Raw genomic sequence first — 21,740 nt, 5'->3', positions numbered from 1 at the left:
CAAAGCTCAGAGAAGGAGCCACACCATGGGCGCAGGAGACAAGGCAAGCAACAAGATCGACGACCTCGCAGGCAAGGCCAAAGAGGGACTCGGCAGGGCCACCGGCGATGACAGCACCAAGAACGAAGGCAAGCTCGATCAGGCGAAGTCAAGCCTCAAGGATGCCGGCGAGAAGGTCAAGGACGCCCTCAAGGGCAACTGAGTCCGCCGGCTCCAACGCATCAGGCCCCCTCGAAAGGGGGCCTGATTCGTGTGGCAGGTACAGGATTCGAACCTGTGTAGGCGTTAGCCGACGGATTTACAGTCCGCTCCCATTGGCCGCTCGGGCAACCTGCCGGGATGCTGCATGTGCATCGCACAGCGCGCACAGCAGGATACAACGAGGACGGTCCCCCAATACAAATCGCCAGGGTGGTTTGGCCGTCCCGACCGCGTGCGACCAAGATGGACCCAAGCAACAATCCACGAGGGAGGGACGGGTCCAATGGCGGATTCATCGTTCGACGTCGTCAGCAAGGTCGACCGCCAAGAGGTCGACAACGCACTCAACCAGGCCGCCAAGGAGCTGTCGACCCGGTTCGACTTCCGCGGCACCGACACCACCATCGAGTGGCAGGGCGAGGAAGGCATCATCCTCATCTCCTCCACCGAGGAGCGCGTCAAGGCTGCCGTCGACGTCTTCAAGGAAAAGCTCATCCGCCGCGACATCTCGATGAAGGCCTTCGACGCCGGCGACCCGCAGCCGTCCGGCAAGACCTACAAGGTGATCGGCAGCATCAAGCAGGGCATCTCCAGCGAGGACGCCAAGAAGGTCACCAAGATCATCCGCGACGAAGGCCCCAAGGGCGTCAAGGCGCAGATCCAGGGCGAAGAGATCCGCGTCAGCTCCAAGAAGCGCGACGACCTCCAGGCCGTGCAGGCGCTGCTGCGTGGGGCCGACCTCGACATCGCGCTGCAGTTCGTCAACTACCGCTGATTCGCGACGCCGGGCGCGGCGTCTGAGCAAACCCGCCCTCGACGCGTCTCCCCCGCCCTAGGGTGGTCGACATGGCACCTGCGCAACGTGAACCCAAAGTTGTTGTTCTCGGCGGCGGCTCGTGGGGAACCACCGTCGCCTCCATCTGCGCCAGGCGGGGCCCGACGCTGCAGTGGGTGCGGTCGCAGGAGACCGCCGACGACATCAACAACAACCACCGCAACTCGAAGTACCTCGGCGACGACGTCGAGCTGGCGGAAACGCTGAAGGCCACCACCGACTTCACCGAAGCCGCCGAGTGCGCCGACGTCATCGTCATGGGCGTGCCCTCGCACGGCTTCCGCGGTGTGCTCACCGAACTCGCCACGCAGCTGCGGCCGTGGGTGCCGGTGGTGTCGCTGGTGAAGGGCCTCGAGCAGGGCACCAACTATCGGATGAGCCAGATCGTCGACGAGATCCTGCCCGGCCATCCGGCCGGAATCCTGGCCGGACCCAACATCGCCCGCGAGGTCGCCGACGGATACGCCGCGGCCGCCGTCCTCGCGATGCCCGACCAGCTACTGGCCGCCAACCTCGCAAACCTGTTCCGGACCAAGCGTTTTCGCACCTACACCACCGACGACGTCGTCGGTGTGGAGATGGCGGGTGCGCTGAAGAACGTCTACGCGATCGCCGTCGGCATGGGCTTCGCGCTGGGCATCGGTGAGAACACCCGCGCCATGGTGATGGCTCGCGCCGTCAACGAGATGTCGAAGCTGGGCGTCGCGATGGGCGGCAACCGCGACACCTTCGCGGGCCTGGCCGGCATGGGCGATCTCATCGTCACGTGCACTTCGCAGCGCAGCCGCAACCGGCACGTCGGCGAGCAGCTCGGCCAGGGCAAGACCGTCGAGGAGATCATCGCCGCGATGAACCAGGTCGCCGAAGGTGTGAAAGCCGCCAGCGTCGTCATGGAGTTCGCCGACAAGTACGGCATCTCGATGCCGGTCGCCCGTGAGGTGGACGGTGTGGTGAACCACGGCTCGACTGTCGAGCAGGCCTACCGCGGCCTCATGGTCGAGAATCCCGGCCACGAGGTGCACGGCTCGGGCTTCTAGTTGAAGTAGGGGTTCGTTCCCTCGGGCCGCGCGACGAGCGGGTTCACCGGATTGACCACCCAGGTGGCGCCCGGGGTGATGACGAAGCCCGACTGGTTCATGCCGTCGACGCACGCGGTGGTGACGCCGTCGCCGCCGCAGCTGACGGTGCCGAAGCTGATCCGGGTATTCGGGGTCAGCGCGTTGACCGGCTCGGTGACGATCGGTTGCCGTGCCGTCCCGAAGCCCGGCACGGTTCCGGAGCGGCCGCTGACCAGGTTGGCGCCGTTGGGGGCGCCGGGAAGAAGACCGCTGCAGCCGTACGGGCCCGAGCGCTGCACCATGCAGGTCAGCCCCGCGGTCGAGAAGGCGTATGCCGAGCCCTGGTAGACGGCGAAGTCAGCCGGGTTGGCCAGCGCGTAGGCGTTGACGTTCGGTGGTGGGGGCGGCGGTGGCGGAGGCGCCGGTTGCGCGGCAGCCAGCCCCGGCGCGCTGAAAACTCCGGCCGCGGCGACGCACACGGCAGCAACGACAGATCGGCTCGACACCATCACAGCCTAAGTGTCGTCAGAACGGTCGGCAGTGTTTCAGAACGCGTACGAACCGGCCGGGCTGATGACGAACCCGGACTGGTTGAAGGTGTTGATGCACAACGTCACGAAGCCGTCGTTGCCACAGCTGACGGTCTTGAAGCTCAGCCGGCTGTTCGGCGGGAGGGCGGGCGCGTTCTCGATGGCGCCGTACATCGGCTGGGCCGAGTTCGCGAATCCGACACCGCCGCCCGCGTTTCCGCTGACCATGTTGGCGCCGTTCGGCGCCGCGGGCAGCGGGCCGCTGCAGCCGTAGCTGCCCGATGCCCGGTCCATCACGCACGTCACGCCGTCGAGGGCGCTGAAGGCGTACCAGTTGCCGTCGTTGGCGGCGTAGTCCTTCGGGTTCGCCATCGTCATCGCATTGACGTTGGGCGCGGGCTGGGCGGTCGCGACGCCGGTCGCGCCGAAGACAGCTGCCGCAGCGGCGGCCGACACAATGATCATTCTGCTCAGCACGGAACAGACCCTAAACGGGTGCGATCGTCTGTGCAGGTCCCGGGCCGAAAGTCTGACGGCTGCGTCAGCGCTCAGCTGATCTGGCTCAGCGAGTACTGGCGGGCCCAGGCGACGGCCATCTGCGCCCCTCCGGCCAGGTTCGGCGGATGTTTCTCCGACGCGTCGAGCTGGATCGCGAGGTGCATCGGGCCCGGCGGGAAGTGCGACGTGTCCGTCGTCTTCCACACCGGCACGCCGTCGACATAGATGGTGATCGCCGAAGGCGTCCAGCTGACCGCGTAGTTGTGCCACTCGGTGGCATCGACCTTCGTCACGCCGGCCTCGGTGAGGTCCAGCGCCGAGTAGTGCAGGTGATGGCTGACATGCTGGCGGGTCCCGTCGGCGACCACCTCGACGAAGTCGACCTCACCGCCGACCGGCCAGTTCTCGGCGTCCGGCCACAGCAGCGCGACCGCGTGGTAGTCCTCGGCGCCCTCGGGCACCCGCATCCGCACCTCCCACGCCCCGTACTTCTGACCGCCACCCCACGTCAGCCCGCCGGTGTTACCGAACGGGTCGCCGGTGATCACAAGCGCACCATCGACGAACGAGAGCGCGCGCGGGGTGCGCCTGCCCCATCCGTTGTGCCCCACCGAGTCGTAGACGACCCAGCCGTCGAGTGACGACGGCCCGCTGAAACGGGTCTCCCTCGGGGTGCCCCAGCCGTAGCGACCGGCGGCGGTCGCCGCCCCGAGTTCGACCGTCGTCGTCGCCGTCGAACCGAAGCCCGGAACGAACAGCCCCATCAACCCGTGGATGCGCCAGCCGTTCACGTCGGCGTCGTCGCTGACCTCCACCGAAAACAGGTCGCCGCCGTCGAACACGGAACCCGCGGCAGGGCGATACACAAACGAGCCGTTGTCGGCGATCGTCACGGTGGCGCCTGCAGCGACGGCTTTCGCGGTGTAGGTGAGCACATCACCGTCGGCATCGTCGGCCAGGATCACGCCGGTGACACTGCCGTCGGACTGAACCACGACGTCGTCGGGCTCCTGGGACACCGTCGGGGTCTTGTTGAAGAAGGTCCGCTGGATCCACGTGAAGAACGACGGACTCTCCGCGTCGGACGCGGCACGGGCCAGCGCCGCGAAGGTAGCTGGCTCGTCGGCATCGTCGTTACTGGTCGTCGTTTCGCCGACCGCAGACTCGTCGGCCTCGGGCGACGGGAGGTCCTCTGTGGAGGGCGACGCTTCGACCTCGGCGTCCTCGTCGTCGACCGCCTCGGTCCGATCCCACTTCTTTCGTGTGACGGCACGTTCGGCGGGTGCGGTGTCCTCGTCCGCATCCGTCAGCGAGGCATCCTCGGAGGCGTCGGCGTCCTCGACCTCCGTCTCGTCCTCGGCGGTTGCTGCAGTCGCCTCGACGTCCTCGTCATCGGCGTCCTGTGCATCGTTGTCGTCAGCGGTATCGTCTGACGCCTTCGAATCCGAGGTGTCATCGTTGCCATTAGCGGATGACTGTGCCGATTCGCTCGCGTCCGAGTCCGACCCGGCATCGGCCGACGCGGTGGCGGTCGCTCCGGCGATGAAAAAACAGGCTGTCGCGCCTCCGGTGAATGCCACCGCGGTCGCCACTCGGGGGATCGAAATGCCCTGGACCAGTGAGGAATTGCTGGACGTCATAGAAAAACACTAAGCGCCGACTTCGTTTCGCGCGCAGTCACCTATCGCAGGCCGGACAGGCCGAAAGTGCCTGCTCCGTAGCCGCTGTTGGCAGCCGGATTTGCTCAGTACTGGCCCGGCCCGCGGCCGGCCATGGCCTCCAACCGGGCGATCCGGTCGGCCATCGGCGGGTGCGTGGAGAACAGCTTGCCCATCTTCTCCCCGGCGCGGAACGGGTTGGCGATCATCAGGTGCGCCTGGTCGGCCAGTTGCGGCTCGGGCGGCAGCGGGGCTCGTTCCACCCCGGAGCTGATCTTGCGCAGCGCACTGGCCAAAGCCAGCGGATCACCCGTCAGCTCGGCACCGGACTGGTCAGCCTGGTACTCGCGCGACCGGGACACCGCCAGCCGGATGACCGTCGCCGCGATCGGCCCGAGCAGCGAAACCAGAAGAATCGCAAGCGGATTCGTACCGCCGTCACGGTTGCCGCCGAACATGCTGGCGAAGAACGCGAGGTTGGCCAAGGCGGTGATCACGGTTGCCATCGCACCGGCCACGCACGAGATCAGGATGTCGCGGTTGTACACGTGCGACAGCTCGTGGCCCAGCACCGCGCGCAGTTCGCGCTCGTTGAGCAGCTGCAGGATTCCCGTCGTGCAGCACACCGCGGCGTTGCGCGGGTTGCGGCCCGTCGCGAACGCGTTCGGGGCGGCCGTGTCACTGATGTAGAGCCGGGGCATCGGCTGGCGCGCCGTCGTGGCGAGTTCGCGCACGATCTTGTACATCAGCGGCGCCTGCATCTCGTTCACCGGCTGGGCGTGCATCGCGCGCAACGCCAGCTTGTCGCTGTTGAAGTACACGTAGGCGTTCATGCCCAGCGCGAACAGCACCGCCAGGAACATGATGTTGCGCCCGAACATCGCGCCGACCCCGACGATGAGACCTGAGAACAGCACCAACAACAGGAAGGTCTTCGCCCTGTTGGCGTGCGGATGCCAAGTCATCGTGGGTCCTCCTCCTGAAACCTGCGTCAGTTATCGCAAAGGCAACGACCGAGTGACCCCTGCGGGTTCCAGCGCGATCAACCGTCCCGATTGATGGTGTAGTCGATCAGACTGGCCAGCGCCTGGCGACCCGGGACGTCGGGAAGCGCAGCGAGCTCCTGCTCGGCCTCCTTGGCGTACGCGATCACGGTCTCTTTGGCCTTCTTGATGCCTTCGGACGCGCGTAGCAGCGTCAGTGCCTCGGCCAGATCGGCCTCGTCGGTGACGGGGCCTTTGAGAAGTTCGCGCAGGCGGTCGGCGCCCGGTCCGGTTTCGCGCAGCGCGTACAACACCGGCAGCGTGAAAACACCCTCGCGGAGGTCCGTGCCCGGCACCTTGCCCGACTCGTCGGGGTCGCTGTCGATGTCGATGATGTCGTCCGAGATCTGGAACGCGGTGCCCACGATGCCGCCGAGCCGGGCCAGCCGCTCGATCTGCGCCTCATCGGCCCCTGAGAACGTCGCGCCGAAACGCCCGGACGCCGCGATCAGGCAGGCCGTCTTCTCGTAGACGACCTTCAGGTAGTGGTCGACGGAATCCACCTGGTCGGCAGCGCCGCGCGTCTCGCGCATCTGGCCGGTGACCAACAGCGCGAACGTATCGGCGATGATCCGCACGGCATCGGGTCCCAGCCGGCTCGTCAACCGCGAAGCCGTCGCGAAGAGGTAATCGCCCGCGAGGATCGCAATGTTGTTGCTCCAACGGGCGTTGGCGCTGGGCGCACCACGACGGACCTGCGCTTCGTCCATGACGTCGTCGTGGTACAGCGTTGCCAGGTGGACCAGCTCGATAACCGCGCCGGCGACCGTGACCTGCCATGCGTCCGGCTCGGGCCCCACCTGGGCCGCCAACACGGTGAACAGCGGACGGAACCGCTTGCCGCCCGCCTGAAAAAGGTGGTGGACAGCCTCCGACATCAGGACGTCGGCCTTGCCCAGCTCATCGGACATCAGGGCCTCGATGCGGGCAACCCCATCGCGGACATCTTGGGCGAATTGGGCATCGCCGAAGTCCACTCCCGCCACCACGTTCGCCGGTGTCCTCACATAGCCAACATACTGTGAGACATGGACTCAGCGGCGGGCGGAGCGTTGCGGGGATCGTCGAGCGCTGACGTCGTCGTGATCGGCGCAGGACCTGCGGGCTCGTCGGCCGCAGCGTGGGCCGCCAGAGCCGGCCACGACGTCCTGGTGATCGATTCGGCGCAGTTTCCGCGAGACAAGGCGTGCGGAGACGGGCTGACGCCCCGCGCGGTCGCCGAGTTGCGGCGGCTCGGACTCGAGTCGTGGCTGGACGGCCGGATCGCGCACCGGGGCCTGCGGATGTCGGGGTTCGGTTCTGACGTCGAGGTGGCCTGGCCGGGCCCGTCGTTCCCGTCGTTCAGCAGCGCCGTCCCGCGCACCGAACTCGACGAACGCATCCGCCTGGTCGCCGTCGACGACGGGGCGAAGATGAAGCTCGGCGTCAAAGCTGTTTCCGTGGAACGGGATTCACGCGGGCGAGTGACCGCGGTGGTCTTGGATTCCGGCGAGGTGGTGCGGTGTTCGTCGCTGATCGTCGCCGACGGGGCCCGCTCGACGCTCGGTCGGGCGCTGGGACGCGAGTGGCATAAAGAGACCGTCTACGGCGTGGCGATCCGCGGCTACATCGCAACGCCGCGGGCCAGCGAGCCGTGGATCACGTCGCATCTGGAGCTCCGGTCACCGGCCGGTGAGGTGCTGCCGGGGTACGGCTGGATCTTCCCGCTCGGCAACGGCGAGGTGAACATCGGTGTCGGCGCGCTGGCCACCTCGAAGCGTCCGGCCGAGGCCGCGCTGCGCCCGCTGATGAACTACTACACCGATCTGCGCCGCTCAGAGTGGGGATTCTCCGGCGAACCGCGGGCCGGGCTGTCGGCGCTGCTGCCGATGGGCGGGGCCGTCTCCGGGGTGGCCGGGCCCAACTGGATGCTGATCGGCGACGCCGCGGCCTGCGTCAACCCGTTGAACGGTGAAGGTATCGACTACGGGTTGGAGACGGGTCGGCTGGCGGTGTCGCTCCTGGGGTCCGGGCCGTACACCGACGCATGGCCCGCGGTGCTGCACTCTCACTACGCGCAGGGATTCTCTGTGGCGCGACGGCTGGCACTGCTGCTGACGTTCCCGCGGTTTCTGCCGGCGACGGGTCCGGTGGCGATGCGGTCGGCGTTGTTGATGAAGATCGCGGTGCGCGTGATGGGCAACTTCGTGACCGAGGAGGACGAGGATCTGGTGGCCCGGGTGTGGCGCGGCGCGGGCAGGCTGTCGCGCCGGATCGACGAGCGCCGCCCGTTCACATGACGTTCGTCGGCCCCGTCGCACCGCGAGCGCGCGTGTCTGTCCGGCGACCCGCCGCAATTGCTGTGCCTCAGCGCGCGCTCACCGAGGCGCCGGCGTGACGTTCGTGTACAGGGCGCCCCTGCGGTCCCGCTGCGACGACATCGACCCCCAACTGACCGTGGACCGCGCGCTGTCGTTGGGGCTGTGCGGGTTTGGCGAATGCGGACACGGCGCGCAGATGGAACGCCGCGTCGAGCGGTTCGCCGAGGTGGTCAACGGATCGTTCGTCTGGACGCGCGACGTCGACGGTCTGTATTGGCTTGGCCGAATCGACGGGTCCTACTTCTACGACGACGGCGGCGTCAGCGTCGACCTCGTCCATGTCCGACCGTGTCGCTGGCAGGATTCACCAATTGTCGAATCCATTTGTCCCGCAGCAGTTATCGCGACATTCGGACGGGGCGGACGCAACTTTCAGCAGATCCACGACGCGCAGGTGGGCGAGCAGTCCCTGCGGCTGTGGGAACGCGATTGACCTTCGGCTGCAGCGAACGCGCGCGAAATGCCAAAAATTGCGGCGAGTCGGCGTGCAGACACGCGCGCTCGCGGTGCGAAATCCTAACCGAGGGACTTCGCGAACCCGCTGACGTCGCGCAGGCTTGCGGCGAACACGTCGGGCATCGCGTTGCCGAACAACAGATCTCCGCCATGGCACGTGCCGGCGACCACGCGGCCGACCGCCGGGACGCCGAGCCGAACCAGTCTGCGGTAGTACTGCAGCCCCTCGTCGCGCAGCGGGTCGAGCTCATTGACCGAAATGACATGCGGCGGCATGCCTTTCAGATCGTCGTCCGAGGCCACCGCCGCCCAGCACGTCGGGTCCTGCGAGTGTTCCCCGTCGGGGTCGTACAGCGAACCGAGCAGCGCCAGCTGTTCGCGGCTGACGAAATAGCCGTCGTTCTCCTCCAGTGACGGCAGGTCCTCACAGGTGTCCAGCCATCGGTTGGAGATATACGGGCACTGGGCGTAGAAACCGGCGATCTCACCGATCCAGCCTTCGCGTTTGGCCTTGTGCGACAACGTGAGCGTGAGATTCCCACCCCCAGATTCACCGGAGACGACGATGTGACTGATGCCGAGTTCGTCACGGTGTGCATAGACCCACCGCGTGGCCGACGCGCAGTCGTTGAGCCCCGCCGGATAGGGGTGCGGACCCAATTTGCCTCCAGAGTTACGGAATTCGACCCCGACGACCACGACGCCCGTCGCCGCGAGGTGCTCACGCAGCCGGATGTAGGCGATGTCGGCGGCACTGATGATCGCCATTCCGCCGCCATGCAGATGCACGACGCCGGGCAGCGGACCTGAGGCGTCGACGGGACGGCTGATGTAGACGGTGATGTCGTTGCCGTCCGCGCCCGTGATCGTGCGCGTGGTGGTGGACACACCATCGGGCACCGGCAGTTCCCCGGCGAGAACGCCGAAGACCGCGTCCATGCCCTCCTCGCTCATCGTCGCGAACGCGCGCCGCTCTTCCAGCGGGGCGTCGACGGACAGGCCGATCGGCGGGAGGCGTCCGTCGAGCCCGAAGCGGGCGAAGGCTTCGACCATGCGCGGATCGGCGCGCGGGTCCGAGCGGAGGGTGGCGTCGGGATCAGCGTGGCGACCATTGGGCATGACGTGACGGTAGCGCTGACGGATGTGCGGGAGGAGCGCTTTCGCGGGGCGCGAACGCGCGCGGAATGCCAAGAATTGCGGCGCGGCGGCGTGCAGACACGCGCGCTCGCGGTGCAGGGTTACTCAGGGTTTCGTGGCGGCGTGCAACGCGACGATGCCACCGGACAGGTTGCGCCAGCGCACATTCGACCAGCCGGCCGCCTCGATGCGCCTGGCCAGATCGGCCTGATCGGGCCAGGCCCTGATCGACTCCGCCAGATACACGTACGCCTCGGGATTCGACGACACCGCCGACGCCATCGCCGGCAGTGCCCGCATCAGGTACTCCTTGTACACCGTGGCGAACGGCCCGAACGTCGGCGTCGAGAACTCGCACACCACCAGGCGTCCACCCGGGCGCGTCACCCGCGCCATCTCGCGCAGTCCCGCGGAATGGTCGACGACATTGCGCAAACCGAAACTGATCGTCACCGCATCGAAGGAATCGTCGGCGAACGGCAGCCGCGTCGCGTCCCCGGCCACCTTCGGCACGTTGCGCGCGGCGCCCGCGGCCAGCATGCCCACCGAGAAGTCCGCCGCCACACACCAGGCGCCCGAGGTCGCCAGCTCCACCGTCGACACTGCCGTGCCGGCCGCCAGGTCGAGCACCTTGTCCGCCGCGCTCAACCGCAGCGCCTCCCGCGTCGCACGCCGCCAGAACCGGTCCTGCCCCATCGACAGCACGGTGTTCGTCAGGTCGTAGCGCCGCGCGACGCCGTCGAACATCGACGCCACCTCACGGGGGTCCTTCTCCAGCGACGCGCGGTTCACGCAGCCGAACGTATCAGCAAGGACGCTGCGAGTCGGCTGTGCGATCGGTGGGACCGGGAATCAAAAGCCGCCCCCTGGGCATTAACCGGGCATGACGGAAAAAGTGTGGTTCATCACCGGCGCCTCGCGCGGCTTCGGCCGCGAATGGACGATCGCGGCGCTCGAGCGCGGCGACAAGGTCGCCGCCACCGCCCGCGACCTGTCCACCCTCGACGACCTGGCCACCAAGTTCGGCGACGCGCTGCTGCCGCTGCAGCTCGACGTGACCGACCGCGACGCCGACTTCGCCGCCGTGAAGCAGGCTCACGACCACTTCGGCCGCCTCGACATCGTCGTCAACAACGCCGGCTACGGGCAGTTCGGCATGCTCGAAGAACTCTCCGAGGACGAAGCGCGTGCGCAGATCGAGACCAACGTGTTCGGCGCGCTGTGGGTCACCCAGGCGGCGCTGCCCTTCCTGCGGGCCCAGGGCAGCGGCCACATCATCGCGGTGTCGTCCATCGGCGGCATCGTCGCGTTCCCGAACCTGAGCATGTATCACGCATCCAAGTGGGCGCTGGAAGGTCTGTCGCAGTCGCTCGCGCAAGAGGTCGCCGATTTCGGCATCCACGTCACGCTGATCGAGCCGGGCGGTTTCTCCACCGACTGGGCCGGCCCGTCGTCCAAGCACACCCAGCAGCTCGGCGCCTACGACGAGTTGCGTGTCAAGAACGAGAAATGGCGGGCCGAACGCACCGCCAAGCCAGGCGATCCGCAGGCCTCGGCCAGGGCGCTGCTGAAGGTCGTCGACGCCTCGGAGCCCCCGCTGCGCGTCTTCTTCGGTGAACTGCCACTGCAGCTGGCGAAGGCCGATTACGAGGGACGCCTGGCCAATTGGGAGCAGTGGCAGCCCGTCGCCGTGGAAGCCCAGGGCTGACCGCATGGCCCGCGGCGACCATCCGATGCGCACCCCGTTCTACGGGGCGCTGCTGTCGGCCGCCGCGTTCCTGTCCTGTTGGGCGGCCGCCGTCATCACCGTGACATGGGTGTCGGCGACGATCTACATCGCCGCTGCCGTCGCGGCCGGCGTCGGATTCGTGATGACGCTGCGCGATTACAACTAGGCGGCGCGCAACGCGCGACCGCCCATGACGGCCTCGTAGTGGCCGATCAGCTCGTCGCAGATCATCGGCCACGTGCGGCCGAGCACACTCTTGCGCGCGGCCAGCGAGTAGCGGCGGCGCTCGGCGACGAGATGGTCGACAGATTCCGAGAGCCGGTCCTCGAACTCGGCGACCGGCAGCAGCAGCCCGGTGCGGTACGGCGCGACGAGGTCGCGCGGCCCGCCCGCGTCAGGGGCGACGACCGGCAGACCGGACGCCATCGCTTCCTGCACAGCCTGGCAGAAGGTCTCATGCTCACCGGCATGTACGAACACATCCATGCTCGCGTACGCGGCGGCGAGCTCCTCCCCGTACAGCGCCCCGGTGAAAATGGCTCGGGGGAAAGCAGATTCGAGCTTGTCCTTGTCGACGCCGTCGCCGACGATGACGACCTGCACGTCGTCGCGGGCGTGCAGCGGCGCCAGGCGTTCGACATGCTTCTCGGGTGCCAGCCTGCCGACGAAGCCGATGACCGGCTTGCCGTCGGGCGACCAGGACTGCCGCAGCCGGTCGTCACGCGCCGACGGCGCGAAGCCCGTCACGTCGACACCGCGCGCCCACTTGTGCACTCGCGGGATGCAATGTGCGGCAAGGTTTTCCATCGCCGATGTGGACGGCGCCAAGGTTCGGTCGGCCTTGCTGTGCAGGCGCCGCGTCCAGGCCCAGGACGCGCGCGACATCACGCCGATGCCGTAGCTCTGGGCAAATCCGGCCACGTCGGTCTGGAACACGGCCACCGTCGGGATGCCGAGATAACGGGCCGCGTGCACACCTCCCCAGCCGAGCAGCGCGGGAGACGCAAGATGCACGACGTCGGGGTTGAAACCCCGAAGCACGCGCACGATCCTCGGGTGTGGGATGCCGAGCGGCAACGACGTGACCTTCGGGAACATGGCCGACGGCACCCGGTGAACCCGCACGCCGTCGTGCACCTTGTCGGCGGGCGGCTCACCGCGCGGGGTGTCCGGGGCGATGACGAGAACCTCATGGCCCGTGCGGCGCAGATGCTCGATGACCCGAAGCACCGAGTTGGTGACGCCGTTGACATTCGGGAGGAACGACTCTGCGACGATGGCAACGCGCATGCCTCGACGGTGACATCGCGACCTGTCGCAGAGGTTGCGCGCAGGGATATGTCGCACGAATTGCGGGTGCGTCGCAACCCACGGGTCGCCCCCGACAACGTGCTTGGATAAGGACATGCGTCTGATTCGCCCGCTGCTCGTGATCTCGGCGCTCGCGCTGCTCGTGCCCGCCGCAGGCTGTTCCTCGCAGGTCACGGGTGTTCCGGTGATCTCCTCGGACACGGTGCCGCTGGCGGTCACCGAGGACGGGTTCGGCATCGTCGCCGGCTTCGACGACGCCCCCGCCAAGATCGAGATCTTCACCGAACCGCAGTGCAGCCACTGCAGTGACCTGCAACGCGACTACGGCGACGACCTCGCCTACAACATCACCGTGGGGGCGCTGCAGGTCACCTACAGGCCGCTGACGTTCCTCGACGAAGAGGACGACGGGTATTCGGCGACCGTCGCCAACGCCATGTTCCTGGCCACCGAGGCGATCGACAACTCCGCGGCGACGGGTACGCAGTTCCAGCGCTTCGTCGAGGAGCTCTGGTTCAACCAGGATTACGGCGGCGTCCCGTTCTCCGCCGAAGAACTCAGCGGCATGGCGACCACCGCAGGGCTGCCCGACCTCGTCGCCAACAACGTCGGCGACGACAAAGAGGCTGTCGACGTCATCGACATGGAGGACACCAACTTCGGGCTGCTCTACGACGTCGACCCGATCGACACCGGCACCCCCACCGTGTACGACCTCGACGCCGGGGAGAAGCTCGACATCTTCGACGAGAACTGGCTCAGTGACCTTGTGACGTCGTGACCGGCTCGCGGCGTTGCCTGCGCTTCTCGAGCACGGCGGTGCCCGCCAACGCTGCTGCGGCGATCAGCCAGCCGACAACCGCGATGGATCCGGCGGGCACGATCGCGAGCGCGGCGTTGCGATGCTGCACCCGAACCAGATTCGGGTTCGTCGTGTCGTATTCGACGTAGATGCGCATCCCGTTCTCGAGCTCCGACGGGTAGAGCACACCGAGCTCGGGCCGGTACGTGATGCGGTCCGGGGTGACGAACTCGATGGTGGAGCGCCGGGGTCCTGCATCGAGCACGGTGGCGTCGGCCACCCCCAGATGACTTTCGATCTGCTGATCGTTGCGCCACGCGCCGGCCACCAGAAGTACCGACTGCAGCGTGACCAGACACGCGAGCGCGACGATGCCGATCCGGATGCGCCGAAACACCCTGGCGCTGGCCGATTCCCCCGGCTCGCCGTACAGATGCGGGATGACGACCGGAGCCGCTTTGAGCCACAACGCTTTCAAGCGCTGTATCACAGGGCCGCCTTGATGGCGGCGTGCAATGCCCGCAGCGACGACCTGTCCGCCTTGACCTCCAGCACCCGCATGCCGTCGAAATCTTCGTCGAGCGACGCGGCGAGCTCGCCGGCCTCGATCTGGCGGCTCTCGACGTGATAGGCGCGGCACAGCGCCCCGACGTCGACGTCGTGGGGCGTCCCGAAGATGCGTGAGGACACATCGGAGAACCGCGGGTCGCCCTGCTCCAGCAGCTCGAAGATGCCGCCGCCATTGTCGTTGGAGACCACGATCGTGAGCTTGCGCGGCGTCGGCTCCGTCGGCCCCACCAGCAGACCCGAGCTGTCGTGCACGAACGTGAGATCGCCGATCAGCGCGACGGTGCGACCGCTGGTGGCGCGCTCATGGGCGAGCGCGGCGCCGATGGCCGTCGACACCGTTCCGTCGATTCCCGCGACGCCGCGATTGGACCGCACCTTGACGCCGTCGCTGTTGAACCCGACGAGTGCCATGTCGCGGACGGGATTCGAGGCCCCGAGAACGAGCTGATCGCCAGGCCCGACGGCGTCGGCGACGGCGGCCGCGACGTGCAGACCTGTCGTCAGCGGATGCGCGGCGAGCTGACCGCGAACCGCGTCGACGGCGTGCCTGTTCGCTTCGGCGCAACGGTGCAGCCACTCCTGGCTGGGCGCTCCCGACGTGACAGCCCGGGTGCCCGTCGCCTGCGAGTTACCGGACACGTCGGGCCAACGCGGACCCGTGGTCAGCGCCAGGACAGGGACCGTCGGGTCCGCCAGGAGCGACGAGACGGGACGGTGCAGGGTGGGACGGCCGAGCATGATGACCTGCTTGGGCCGAATCAGCCTCAGCGCCAACGGATGCAGAGGTGTCGCGGCATTGGGGGCGGTGGGCTCGGCGACGGTCGGCAGGTGCGCCAGGTTCGGATGCTCACCCGCGCCGTGTCCGGCGATGACGACCGTGTCGGGGGTCAGATCGATGTCGAGCGGCTGGTCGAACGTCACCGGCGGCGTGTACGTCCATGGCCTGCCGTCGGGGCGTCCCTGCGGCGCGTACGTGCCTGCGTCGGTGTCGGTTCCGGGGATCAGGGGCTCCCGCAGCGGGATGTCGAACTGCACCGGACCGGCATTCGCTGATCGAGATCCGGTGGCTGCCACCAGAACCCGGCAGGTCGCCGAGCGCCACTGTGCGTTGAGCGACTCCATGTCGGCGTGATCCTCGGCAAGCCCGAGGCTGATGCTTGCGCGTACCTGCGTGCCGAAATAGCCGAGCTGCTCGAACGTTTGGTTCGCGCCGGTGCCGAGGAGTTCGTAGGGCCGATTGGCCGACAGCACGACCAGCGGGACGCGTGCGTAGTTGGCTTCCACGACGGCCGGGCCGAGGTTGGCCACCGCGGTCCCCGACGTCATCGCCACACACACCGGTGCGCGTTCGGCCACCGCGAGCCCGATCGCCAGGAAGCCGGCGGTGCGCTCGTCGATGCGGACGTGCAGACGCAGGCGGCCGTCACGGTCGGCGTCGTGCAGCGCGAATGCCAGCGGGGCGTTGCGGGACCCCGGGCACAGGACGACGTCGCGGACGCCACCGCGAACGAGTTCGTCGACGACCACGCGGGCCTGCGCCGTCGAGGGATTCACCATTACAGGGTATCGGCGAAGAAATTGAGGATTGCGGTGTTGACGACCTCGGGCCTCTCGATGAAGCCGAGGTGGCCGGTGTCGGGGATCTCCAGGAACCGGCCGTTGGGCAGCGCGTTGGCGACCTCGCGGCCGAGGTAGGACGGGAGCACCACGTCGTCGGCGAACCCGAGGACCAGCGTGGGAATCGTCACACTCTGGTAAGCGGCCAGCCTGTTCTCCAGCGGCGCGATCGTCAGGTGGGTCCGCATCCCGGGCGTGATCTTCTGCGGCCACATCGTGAACATGTCGATCCAGTCCCGGACCGCGGCGTCGTCGTTCAACGTCTTCGGCGAAAAGCTTTCCAGCAGGCGTACTTTCGCGTCGAACTCGGGAGGCAGCTGGACACCGGAGTCGGCCAGCGCCTTCTCGCCCTGCCAGAAGAAGTCGCGGGTGCGGTCATGGCGGCCACGGGTGGCCATCAACACGGCGGACTTCACCAGGTCCGGGCGGGCGACCATGAGTTCCTGCGCGATGTAGGAGCCCATCGACACCCCGACGACGCGGGTCGGCCCCAGTCCGAGCTCCTCGATCAGCGCGGCGGTGTCGCCGACCATCGTCTCGGTGGTGAAGCCCTCGGCGGTCTCGGTGGCTCCGATGCCGCGGTTGTCGAACGTCACACAGCGGTAGCCCGCGCGGGCGAAAACCGGCACCTGATGCAGGTGCCACGTACGCCCGGCACCCCCGCGACCTGCGATGAAGAGGACCGGATCCCCGGTACCGCGAACGTCGTGAGCCAAATTCACCCCGACGACGCTACTTCACCCCGGGTTCGCGCCGAGAGTGCGCTCAGATCGCCGACACGCCCGCGAGGACGCTCTCAGCGCACTTTCGCCACCGATTTCGACCGACGGGAGCGCACCGCCTTGAGGGCGGCATCCCACAGCAGGCCTGACGAGGCGGCCAAGGCAGCCGGCTTGGCCAGCTCCTTGCCCATCATCGCGGTGGCCAGCGCCTTGGTGCTGGCCGAGGCCTTCGACATGTGGCCGGAGTCGAACGGCGGCTGCGGGTCGTACTCCATCGACAGCTGGATGGCCTTGGCCTTGGCGTCGCCGGCGATCTGGCCGGCCAGCCACAGCCCGAGGTCGATCCCGGCGGACACCCCGGCGGCGGTCACCGTCTTCGCGTCGGCCTGCACGACCCGCTGATCGCCCACCGGCTGCGCGCCGAGCGTCTTGAGCACCGGCAGCGCCGCCCAGTGCGACGTCGCCCGCTTGCCGTCGAGCACGCCCGCGGCAGCCAGGATCACCGATCCCGAGCACACCGACGTGGTCCACGTCGACGTCTGGTGGGCGCGCCGCACCCACTCGAGCACCAACTCGTCGCGGGCATGCTCCATCGTCGCGAACCCGCCCGGGATCAAGATGACGTCAGGCGTGGGGGTTTCGTCGAACGAGTGCGTGGCGCCGACGAGCAGCACATGCGAGTCGGCGGCGATCGGGCCCGGCTCGTGCCACACGAACCGGACCTCGGTGTCAGGCAGCCACCGCAGGCTTTCGTACGGGCCGATGAAGTCGAGTGCGGTGAATCCCGGGTAGAGCATGATGGCGACCTGCATGTGAATCTCCTTGGTTGTCAGGCGAATGTCTTGCGGTACTGGTCGGGCGAGATGCCGAGCCGGCGGACGAAGTTGCGGCGCAATGTCTCCGACGAACCGAAACCACACCTCACGGCGATGACGGTGACGGTGTCATCGGTTTCTTCGAGTTGTCGGCGGGCGGCCTCGGTGCGCACCCGCTCGACGTAAGCGCCGGGCGCCTCACCGACCTCATCGGTGAAGACGCGGGTGAAGTGGCGAGGGCTCATCGACGCGCGGCGCGCCAGCTCGGAAACACTGTGTGCGCCACCGGGTTCGGACTCGATGGCTTCCTGGACATCGCGGATCGGGGTGCGCCGGGCGCGAGGCATCCACACCGGTGCCGCGAACTGGGTCTGCCCACCCGGCCGCCTCAGGTACATCACGAGGTAGCGGGCGACGGTCTGCGCGGTCTCGGTGCCGTAATCGTCCTCGACGAGCGACAGCGCCAGATCGATGCCCGCCGTGACCCCCGCCGCGGTCCACACCTTCTCCGAGCTCCGCACGAAGATCGGGTCGGGGTCGACGGTCACCGACGGGAAAGCCGCGGCTAGCGCGGGTGCGTAGGCCCAATGGGTGGTCGCCACACAGCCGTCGAGCAGGCCGGCTTGCGCGGCGAGGAGCGCCCCGCTGCAGACGCTGACCACCCGCCGGGCGCGCGATGCGACGGCGGTGATCCAGTCGATCAGTGCGTCGTCCTTGCGGGCCATCTCGGTGCCGAACCCGCCGGGTAGCACGACGGTGTCGACGGGTTCGCCGGGATCGGGCAGCGGTTCGGCGACCAGCGTGAGCCCGGTGCCGGTGCTGACGGGGGCGCCCCCGACGGACACGACGCGGACGGCATAACCGTCACCGAGCCCCTGGGTGGTCGCGAACAGCGTGGCCCCGGTGAACACCTCGAACGGCCCGACCATGTCGAGAGCCTGCACGCCCTCGAATCCGGCGATGAGCACCGTGCGCACCATGGGTTCAGTGTTGGCGACCGCCGCGATGGCGTCTAGGCCGTGGGCCCCACAAATCAGGACACGAGGGGGTGGCAGGCTCGGACACGTTCGATCCACCACTGCCTGCGGTCCGCGGGGGCAGCGAGCGCGGCCAGACGCGCCGGATCCGGACCGACCATCTGCGCAGGCAGATAGCCGTCCTCGGCGACGACGGGCGCCGCGACGTCCTCGACGAACAGACTTCCGGTACCGAGGCCGCACGCGTGGTCCAGTCTGGGCAGGCAGCCGGCGGCGACCAGGCCGGCGCCGATACCGACCACAGAGTCCAGCGCGCTGGACACCACGACGGGAATGTCGATCTGTGCGGCGATGCCGAGCATCGCCTGCACGCCACCCAGCGGAGCGACCTTGAGAACCGCGATGTCGGCCGCGCCGGAGCGCACGACGTGCAAGGGATCCGCGGCCTTGCGGATGCTCTCGTCGGCGGCGACCGGGACGTCGACGCGGCGTCGCACCTCGGCCAGCTCCGGCACGGTCTTGCAGGGTTGCTCCAGGTATTCGAGCGGGCCATCGGCCGTCAGCGCGTGGGCGGCCGCGACCGCATCGTCGACGCTCCAGCCGCCGTTGGCGTCGACCCTGGCGGTCAGTCCCGCGGCGCGGACGGCGTCGACGCGCGCCACGTCGTCGGCGAGCGTCTGACCCGGTTCGGCGACCTTCACCTTCGCGGTGCGCGCGCCCGGGAACCGCGCGAGGACGTCCTCGACCTCCGACGCCGCGACGGCAGGAACGGTGGCGTTGATCGGGATGCGGGTGCGCAGAACCTCGGGCATCGGACGGTAGGCCGCCGCAATGGCCGACGCCAGCCAGTGCGCCGCCTCCGGCGGCTCGTATTCGACGAACGCGCCGAACTCACCCCAACCGGTCGGGCCGTCGATCAACGCCACCTCACGCGTCGTGATGCCGCGGAACCGGACGCGCATCGGCAAGGCGACGACGTGCAACCGATCGAGGAGGTCGGTGAGGTCCGGGATCACCGGTCCATCGTGCGCTACTTGGTCTGGGCGGCGTGACTGTCGGTGGATTTCGGCAACAGTTTCAGGCCCGCGACCGCGGCGATGATGCCGGTCAGGAACACGCCCTTGCCCAGCGAGGCGCCCTCGACGCCGCTGAACATCGCGTAGCCGACGGTCAGCGCGGCTCCGAGACCCGTCCACACCGCGTAGGCCGACCCGATGGGAATGTGTTTGACCGCCCAGCCGAGCCCGGCGAGGCTGGCCAGAAGCGCCGTCGCGAACACGACCGTGGCGACCGGAGCCGTGAAGCCCTCGGTCTTTCCCAGCGCGGTGGCCCAGACCGCTTCCAGCACAGCACTGACGATCAGCACGAACCACGCCATGGTCAGCTCACCGCCTTCAGTCCGACGACGCTGCCGACCAACAGGATCAGCAGCAAAACCCTTGCCGTCGAGGCGGTTTCCTTCTTGGTGAGGATCGCCCACAGCACCGTCAACGTTGCTCCGATACCGACCCACACCGCATACGCCGTACCGGGAGGCAGCGACCTCATCGCCAGCGCGAGACCGGCCATGCTGAGCGGGAGTGCGACGGCGAATGCCACCGTCGGACGCCATTTCCGGAAGTTGTTCGACATCCCGAGCGCTGTCGCCCAGACCGCTTCGAGGAAGCCGCTGATGACGAGAATCAGCCACGCCACAAGACCCTCCTACGAGTCAGTCTTGTCGCTGCGGGTACTGCTCCCTCGTCCGCCGGCACCCAGAATCAGGTGCCTTACCAGCCACGTTACACAGTCGTTTCAGACAGGTCATGTCCCCGACACAGATGGTGACGGGAGTCTCCACTCAGACGGTGGCGCGGTCGCGGCCGTCCCAGTGGGGTTTGCGCAACTCCTTCTTCAGGATCTTGCCGGTGGGGTTACGGGGCAGTTCATCGGTGATGTCGACCGACTTCGGGCACTTGTATGCGGCCAGCCGCTCGCGTGCGAAGGAAATGAGATCGGATTCGGTCACAGCGCCTTCTGGTCCCTCGAGTACGACGACGGCCTTGACGACCTCACCCCACTTTTCGTCGGGCACGCCGATCACCGCGACCTCGACGACGGCGTCGTGCTCGGCGAGCACACGCTCCACCTCGATCGAGTAGATGTTCTCGCCGCCGGAGATGATCATGTCCTTGAGCCGGTCCTCGACGAAGATGTAGCCGCCGTCGTCGACGCGGCCGACGTCACCGGTGCGGAACCAGCCGTCCTCGGTGATCGACTCGGCCGTGGCTTCTGGCTTGTTGTGGTAGCCCTTCATCAATTGTGCTGAACGGAACCACAATTCACCCTGCTCACCTTCGGCGACGTCCTTCAGCGTGTCGGGGTCGACGACGCGAACCTCGGCGTTCGGAACCAAAGTTCCTGCGCTGGAAAGCCTTTCCTCCCTGCCCGGGTCACGGTGCGCTTCCGGTAGCAGGTGGCTGATCACGCCACACAGCTCGGTCAACCCGTATGCCTGCATGAAATCGGTGTTCGGCCAGGCTTCCAGCGCGGCGCGCAGCAGCGGCAACGGCATCGGGGATGCCCCGTACGCGAACGTCTTGAGCGACCCGAACAGCTTGACGGCGTCCTCACCCGCGTCGAGCACCTTCGCCAGTACCGCGGGGACCAGGAAGGTTCGGTTGGCCCCCTTGAGAATCGCCCCGGCGAGCGTCATCCCGTCCACGTCGCGCGTCATGACGCTCGGGAAGCCGTCGTGAATCCCGAACTGCACGTAGGACGATCCCCCGACATGGAACAGCGGCATCGCCACCATGTTCTTGTCGCCCTCGTCGAACTCGAAACCCTCGTGGGCGTTGACGGTGTGGGCGATCAGGTTCGCCTGGGTGAGCTCGACGCCCTTCGGCCGGCCGGTCGTCCCCGACGAATACATGATGATGCAGACGTCGTCGGGCTCGACGTCGTCGGACCGGTCCACCGGCGACGCCCCCTCGAGGAGCGCCTCGTATTCGTCGTCACCTTCGGGCTTGACGGTGATGACGTGCTCGACGTTGGTGAGCTTGTCGCGGATCTTGTCGATCGACGGCGTGAACTCGTCGCCGACGATGAGCAGCTTGGCGCCCGAGTCGTTGAGCACATAGTCGAGCTCGTCGGCGGCGAGCCGGCAGTTGATGATCGCCGTGGCGGCACCAAGGGACGCGGCAGCGAACGTCAGCTCGACGCAGGCCGGGTGGTTCTTGTCCAGGAACGACACGACGTCACCACGCGTGACGCCTCGCTCCTGGAGCGCGCCGGCGAGCCGGCGAACACGGTCGTTCCATTGCGACCACGTCCAGGACCGGTCGAGGTAGTCCATCGCCTCGCCGTCGGGCTGGGCGGCCGCCCAGTGCGCGAGTCGTTCGTCGAGGAATCGGGGTTCGGGCAGATCGGCCATGGTCAGAAG

The 21,740-nt window shown here is 67.8% G+C and carries 25 protein-coding genes, 1 tRNA gene and 1 riboswitch; of the genes, 8 read left to right on the top strand and 18 right to left on the bottom strand.

Translation table 11 applies throughout. From position 1 onward, the window contains the following. Positions 1 to 25 precede the first annotated feature (25 nt). Complete coding sequence (locus P9A17_RS03305) at positions 26 to 202, top strand: CsbD family protein (protein ID WP_278037181.1); 177 nt, start codon at positions 26 to 28, stop codon at positions 200 to 202. 51 nt (positions 203 to 253) lie between these two features. Here P9A17_RS03305 and P9A17_RS03300 read toward each other — a convergent pair. Then, positions 254 to 336: transfer RNA gene (locus tag P9A17_RS03300), tRNA-Tyr, on the bottom strand. Positions 337 to 484: 148 nt separating this feature from the next. Between P9A17_RS03300 and P9A17_RS03295 the strand changes: the two genes are divergently transcribed. Further along, on the top strand, positions 485 to 976 hold the full coding sequence (locus tag P9A17_RS03295) for a YajQ family cyclic di-GMP-binding protein (RefSeq protein ID WP_278037180.1): 492 nt from the start codon (positions 485 to 487) through the stop codon (positions 974 to 976). 71 nt (positions 977 to 1,047) lie between these two features. Then, positions 1,048 to 2,073, top strand: coding sequence for an NAD(P)H-dependent glycerol-3-phosphate dehydrogenase (locus P9A17_RS03290; protein WP_278037179.1), 1,026 nt, complete (start codon positions 1,048 to 1,050; stop codon positions 2,071 to 2,073). On the opposite strand, the gene P9A17_RS03285 is transcribed toward P9A17_RS03290, so the two are convergent. From P9A17_RS03285 to grcC1, 5 genes are all read right to left on the bottom strand, one after another. Next, entirely contained in the window at positions 2,070 to 2,603 is a 534-nt protein-coding gene (locus P9A17_RS03285) for a hypothetical protein (protein ID WP_278037178.1), read from the bottom strand. The genes P9A17_RS03290 and P9A17_RS03285 overlap by 4 nt on opposite strands. A gap of 36 nt (positions 2,604 to 2,639) precedes the next feature. Next, positions 2,640 to 3,101, bottom strand: a complete 462-nt coding sequence (locus P9A17_RS03280) for a hypothetical protein (protein ID WP_278037177.1) — start codon at positions 3,099 to 3,101, stop codon at positions 2,640 to 2,642. A 71-nt stretch (positions 3,102 to 3,172) separates the two neighbouring features. Further along, entirely contained in the window at positions 3,173 to 4,762 is a 1,590-nt protein-coding gene (locus tag P9A17_RS03275; protein WP_278037176.1) for a family 16 glycosylhydrolase, read from the bottom strand. 104 nt (positions 4,763 to 4,866) lie between these two features. After that, complete coding sequence (htpX, locus tag P9A17_RS03270; protein ID WP_278037175.1) at positions 4,867 to 5,745, bottom strand: zinc metalloprotease HtpX; 879 nt, start codon at positions 5,743 to 5,745, stop codon at positions 4,867 to 4,869. Positions 5,746 to 5,822: 77 nt separating this feature from the next. After that, positions 5,823 to 6,830, bottom strand: coding sequence for a nonaprenyl/(2E,6E)-farnesyl/geranylgeranyl diphosphat synthase (gene grcC1, locus P9A17_RS03265; RefSeq protein WP_278037174.1), 1,008 nt, complete (start codon positions 6,828 to 6,830; stop codon positions 5,823 to 5,825). Positions 6,831 to 6,851: 21 nt separating this feature from the next. Between grcC1 and menJ the strand changes: the two genes are divergently transcribed. Continuing rightward, positions 6,852 to 8,102, top strand: coding sequence for a menaquinone reductase (gene menJ, locus P9A17_RS03260; protein WP_278037173.1), 1,251 nt, complete (start codon positions 6,852 to 6,854; stop codon positions 8,100 to 8,102). A gap of 94 nt (positions 8,103 to 8,196) precedes the next feature. Then, positions 8,197 to 8,616 carry a GAF domain-containing protein gene (locus P9A17_RS03255; RefSeq protein WP_278037172.1) on the top strand — a complete coding sequence of 140 codons (420 nt, stop codon included), beginning with the start codon at positions 8,197 to 8,199 and terminating at the stop codon, positions 8,614 to 8,616. Positions 8,617 to 8,699: 83 nt separating this feature from the next. Here P9A17_RS03255 and P9A17_RS03250 read toward each other — a convergent pair whose 3' ends face one another. Both P9A17_RS03250 and P9A17_RS03245 read right to left on the bottom strand, forming a co-directional pair. After that, positions 8,700 to 9,758: an alpha/beta hydrolase gene (locus tag P9A17_RS03250; protein WP_278037171.1), complete on the bottom strand. Its 1,059-nt coding sequence runs from the start codon at positions 9,756 to 9,758 to the stop codon at positions 8,700 to 8,702. Positions 9,759 to 9,881: 123 nt separating this feature from the next. Continuing rightward, a complete protein-coding gene (locus P9A17_RS03245) occupies positions 9,882 to 10,568 on the bottom strand; it encodes a demethylmenaquinone methyltransferase (protein WP_278037170.1) in 687 nt (228 codons plus the stop codon). Positions 10,569 to 10,659: 91 nt separating this feature from the next. On the opposite strand from P9A17_RS03245, the gene P9A17_RS03240 reads away from it, so the two are divergent. Beyond that, a complete protein-coding gene (locus P9A17_RS03240; protein WP_278037169.1) occupies positions 10,660 to 11,484 on the top strand; it encodes an SDR family oxidoreductase in 825 nt (274 codons plus the stop codon). Between the two features lie 4 nt (positions 11,485 to 11,488). After that, positions 11,489 to 11,671 carry a hypothetical protein gene (locus P9A17_RS03235; protein ID WP_278037168.1) on the top strand — a complete coding sequence of 61 codons (183 nt, stop codon included), beginning with the start codon at positions 11,489 to 11,491 and terminating at the stop codon, positions 11,669 to 11,671. Here the strand turns inward: P9A17_RS03235 and P9A17_RS03230 are convergent. After that, positions 11,668 to 12,795 carry a glycosyltransferase family 1 protein gene (locus P9A17_RS03230; RefSeq protein WP_278037167.1) on the bottom strand — a complete coding sequence of 376 codons (1,128 nt, stop codon included), beginning with the start codon at positions 12,793 to 12,795 and terminating at the stop codon, positions 11,668 to 11,670. The two genes, P9A17_RS03235 and P9A17_RS03230, sit on opposite strands and share 4 nt — an antisense overlap. Before the next feature lie 115 nt (positions 12,796 to 12,910). On the opposite strand from P9A17_RS03230, the gene P9A17_RS03225 reads away from it, so the two are divergent. Beyond that, positions 12,911 to 13,597 (top strand): thioredoxin domain-containing protein, encoded by a 687-nt coding sequence (locus tag P9A17_RS03225; protein WP_278037166.1) that lies wholly within the window; start codon positions 12,911 to 12,913, stop codon positions 13,595 to 13,597. Here the strand turns inward: P9A17_RS03225 and P9A17_RS03220 are convergent. The 9 genes from P9A17_RS03220 to P9A17_RS03180 form a co-directional block, all read right to left on the bottom strand. Then, on the bottom strand, positions 13,575 to 14,108 hold the full coding sequence (locus P9A17_RS03220) for a DUF3592 domain-containing protein (RefSeq protein ID WP_278037165.1): 534 nt from the start codon (positions 14,106 to 14,108) through the stop codon (positions 13,575 to 13,577). The genes P9A17_RS03225 and P9A17_RS03220 overlap by 23 nt on opposite strands. After that, a complete protein-coding gene (gene menD / locus P9A17_RS03215; RefSeq protein ID WP_278037164.1) occupies positions 14,105 to 15,742 on the bottom strand; it encodes a 2-succinyl-5-enolpyruvyl-6-hydroxy-3-cyclohexene-1-carboxylic-acid synthase in 1,638 nt (545 codons plus the stop codon). Before menD ends, P9A17_RS03220 begins: the two co-directional genes overlap by 4 nt. 2 nt (positions 15,743 to 15,744) lie before the next feature. Beyond that, a complete protein-coding gene (locus P9A17_RS03210) occupies positions 15,745 to 16,527 on the bottom strand; it encodes an alpha/beta hydrolase (RefSeq protein ID WP_278037163.1) in 783 nt (260 codons plus the stop codon). 74 nt (positions 16,528 to 16,601) lie between these two features. Next, positions 16,602 to 17,339 carry a DJ-1/PfpI family protein gene (locus tag P9A17_RS03205; RefSeq protein WP_278037162.1) on the bottom strand — a complete coding sequence of 246 codons (738 nt, stop codon included), beginning with the start codon at positions 17,337 to 17,339 and terminating at the stop codon, positions 16,602 to 16,604. 17 nt (positions 17,340 to 17,356) lie between these two features. Then, entirely contained in the window at positions 17,357 to 18,322 is a 966-nt protein-coding gene (locus tag P9A17_RS03200; protein ID WP_278037161.1) for a helix-turn-helix domain-containing protein, read from the bottom strand. A 53-nt stretch (positions 18,323 to 18,375) separates the two neighbouring features. Beyond that, positions 18,376 to 19,335 (bottom strand): o-succinylbenzoate synthase, encoded by a 960-nt coding sequence (locus P9A17_RS03195; RefSeq protein ID WP_278037160.1) that lies wholly within the window; start codon positions 19,333 to 19,335, stop codon positions 18,376 to 18,378. Between the two features lie 14 nt (positions 19,336 to 19,349). Beyond that, positions 19,350 to 19,697 (bottom strand): SMR family transporter, encoded by a 348-nt coding sequence (locus P9A17_RS03190; protein ID WP_278037159.1) that lies wholly within the window; start codon positions 19,695 to 19,697, stop codon positions 19,350 to 19,352. Between the two features lie 2 nt (positions 19,698 to 19,699). Beyond that, positions 19,700 to 20,014 carry a multidrug efflux SMR transporter gene (locus tag P9A17_RS03185; protein WP_278037158.1) on the bottom strand — a complete coding sequence of 105 codons (315 nt, stop codon included), beginning with the start codon at positions 20,012 to 20,014 and terminating at the stop codon, positions 19,700 to 19,702. A 10-nt stretch (positions 20,015 to 20,024) separates the two neighbouring features. After that, positions 20,025 to 20,092, bottom strand: a riboswitch (guanidine-III (ykkC-III) riboswitch). Between the two features lie 67 nt (positions 20,093 to 20,159). After that, positions 20,160 to 21,731 (bottom strand): long-chain-fatty-acid--CoA ligase, encoded by a 1,572-nt coding sequence (locus tag P9A17_RS03180; protein WP_278037157.1) that lies wholly within the window; start codon positions 21,729 to 21,731, stop codon positions 20,160 to 20,162. Between the last annotated feature and the right edge of the window lie 9 nt (positions 21,732 to 21,740).

Source organism: Mycobacterium sp. 236(2023) (assembly GCF_029623955.1).
Classification (GTDB): domain Bacteria; phylum Actinomycetota; class Actinomycetes; order Mycobacteriales; family Mycobacteriaceae; genus Mycobacterium.
Note: the sequence above shows the minus strand (reverse complement) of the source record. Positions and strands in the feature narration are given on the sequence as shown.

What these genes read in the sequence shown, in the direction of transcription:
- P9A17_RS03305 (WP_278037181.1), top strand. Translation starts at nt 26, where the DNA reads ATGGGCGCAGGAGACAAGGCAAGCAACAAGATCGACGACCTCGCAGGC.
- P9A17_RS03295 (WP_278037180.1), top strand. Translation starts at nt 485, where the DNA reads ATGGCGGATTCATCGTTCGACGTCGTCAGCAAGGTCGACCGCCAAGAG.
- P9A17_RS03290 (WP_278037179.1), top strand. Translation starts at nt 1,048, where the DNA reads ATGGCACCTGCGCAACGTGAACCCAAAGTTGTTGTTCTCGGCGGCGGC.
- P9A17_RS03285 (WP_278037178.1), bottom strand. Translation starts at nt 2,603, where the DNA reads ATGGTGTCGAGCCGATCTGTCGTTGCTGCCGTGTGCGTCGCCGCGGCC.
- P9A17_RS03275 (WP_278037176.1), bottom strand. Translation starts at nt 4,762, where the DNA reads ATGACGTCCAGCAATTCCTCACTGGTCCAGGGCATTTCGATCCCCCGA.
- htpX (WP_278037175.1), bottom strand. Translation starts at nt 5,745, where the DNA reads ATGACTTGGCATCCGCACGCCAACAGGGCGAAGACCTTCCTGTTGTTG.
- menJ (WP_278037173.1), top strand. Translation starts at nt 6,852, where the DNA reads ATGGACTCAGCGGCGGGCGGAGCGTTGCGGGGATCGTCGAGCGCTGAC.
- P9A17_RS03250 (WP_278037171.1), bottom strand. Translation starts at nt 9,758, where the DNA reads ATGCCCAATGGTCGCCACGCTGATCCCGACGCCACCCTCCGCTCGGAC.
- P9A17_RS03240 (WP_278037169.1), top strand. Translation starts at nt 10,660, where the DNA reads ATGACGGAAAAAGTGTGGTTCATCACCGGCGCCTCGCGCGGCTTCGGC.
- P9A17_RS03235 (WP_278037168.1), top strand. Translation starts at nt 11,489, where the DNA reads ATGGCCCGCGGCGACCATCCGATGCGCACCCCGTTCTACGGGGCGCTG.
- P9A17_RS03230 (WP_278037167.1), bottom strand. Translation starts at nt 12,795, where the DNA reads ATGCGCGTTGCCATCGTCGCAGAGTCGTTCCTCCCGAATGTCAACGGC.
- P9A17_RS03225 (WP_278037166.1), top strand. Translation starts at nt 12,911, where the DNA reads ATGCGTCTGATTCGCCCGCTGCTCGTGATCTCGGCGCTCGCGCTGCTC.
- P9A17_RS03205 (WP_278037162.1), bottom strand. Translation starts at nt 17,339, where the DNA reads ATGCAGGTCGCCATCATGCTCTACCCGGGATTCACCGCACTCGACTTC.
- P9A17_RS03200 (WP_278037161.1), bottom strand. Translation starts at nt 18,322, where the DNA reads ATGGTGCGCACGGTGCTCATCGCCGGATTCGAGGGCGTGCAGGCTCTC.
- P9A17_RS03190 (WP_278037159.1), bottom strand. Translation starts at nt 19,697, where the DNA reads ATGGCGTGGTTCGTGCTGATCGTCAGTGCTGTGCTGGAAGCGGTCTGG.
- P9A17_RS03180 (WP_278037157.1), bottom strand. Translation starts at nt 21,731, where the DNA reads ATGGCCGATCTGCCCGAACCCCGATTCCTCGACGAACGACTCGCGCAC.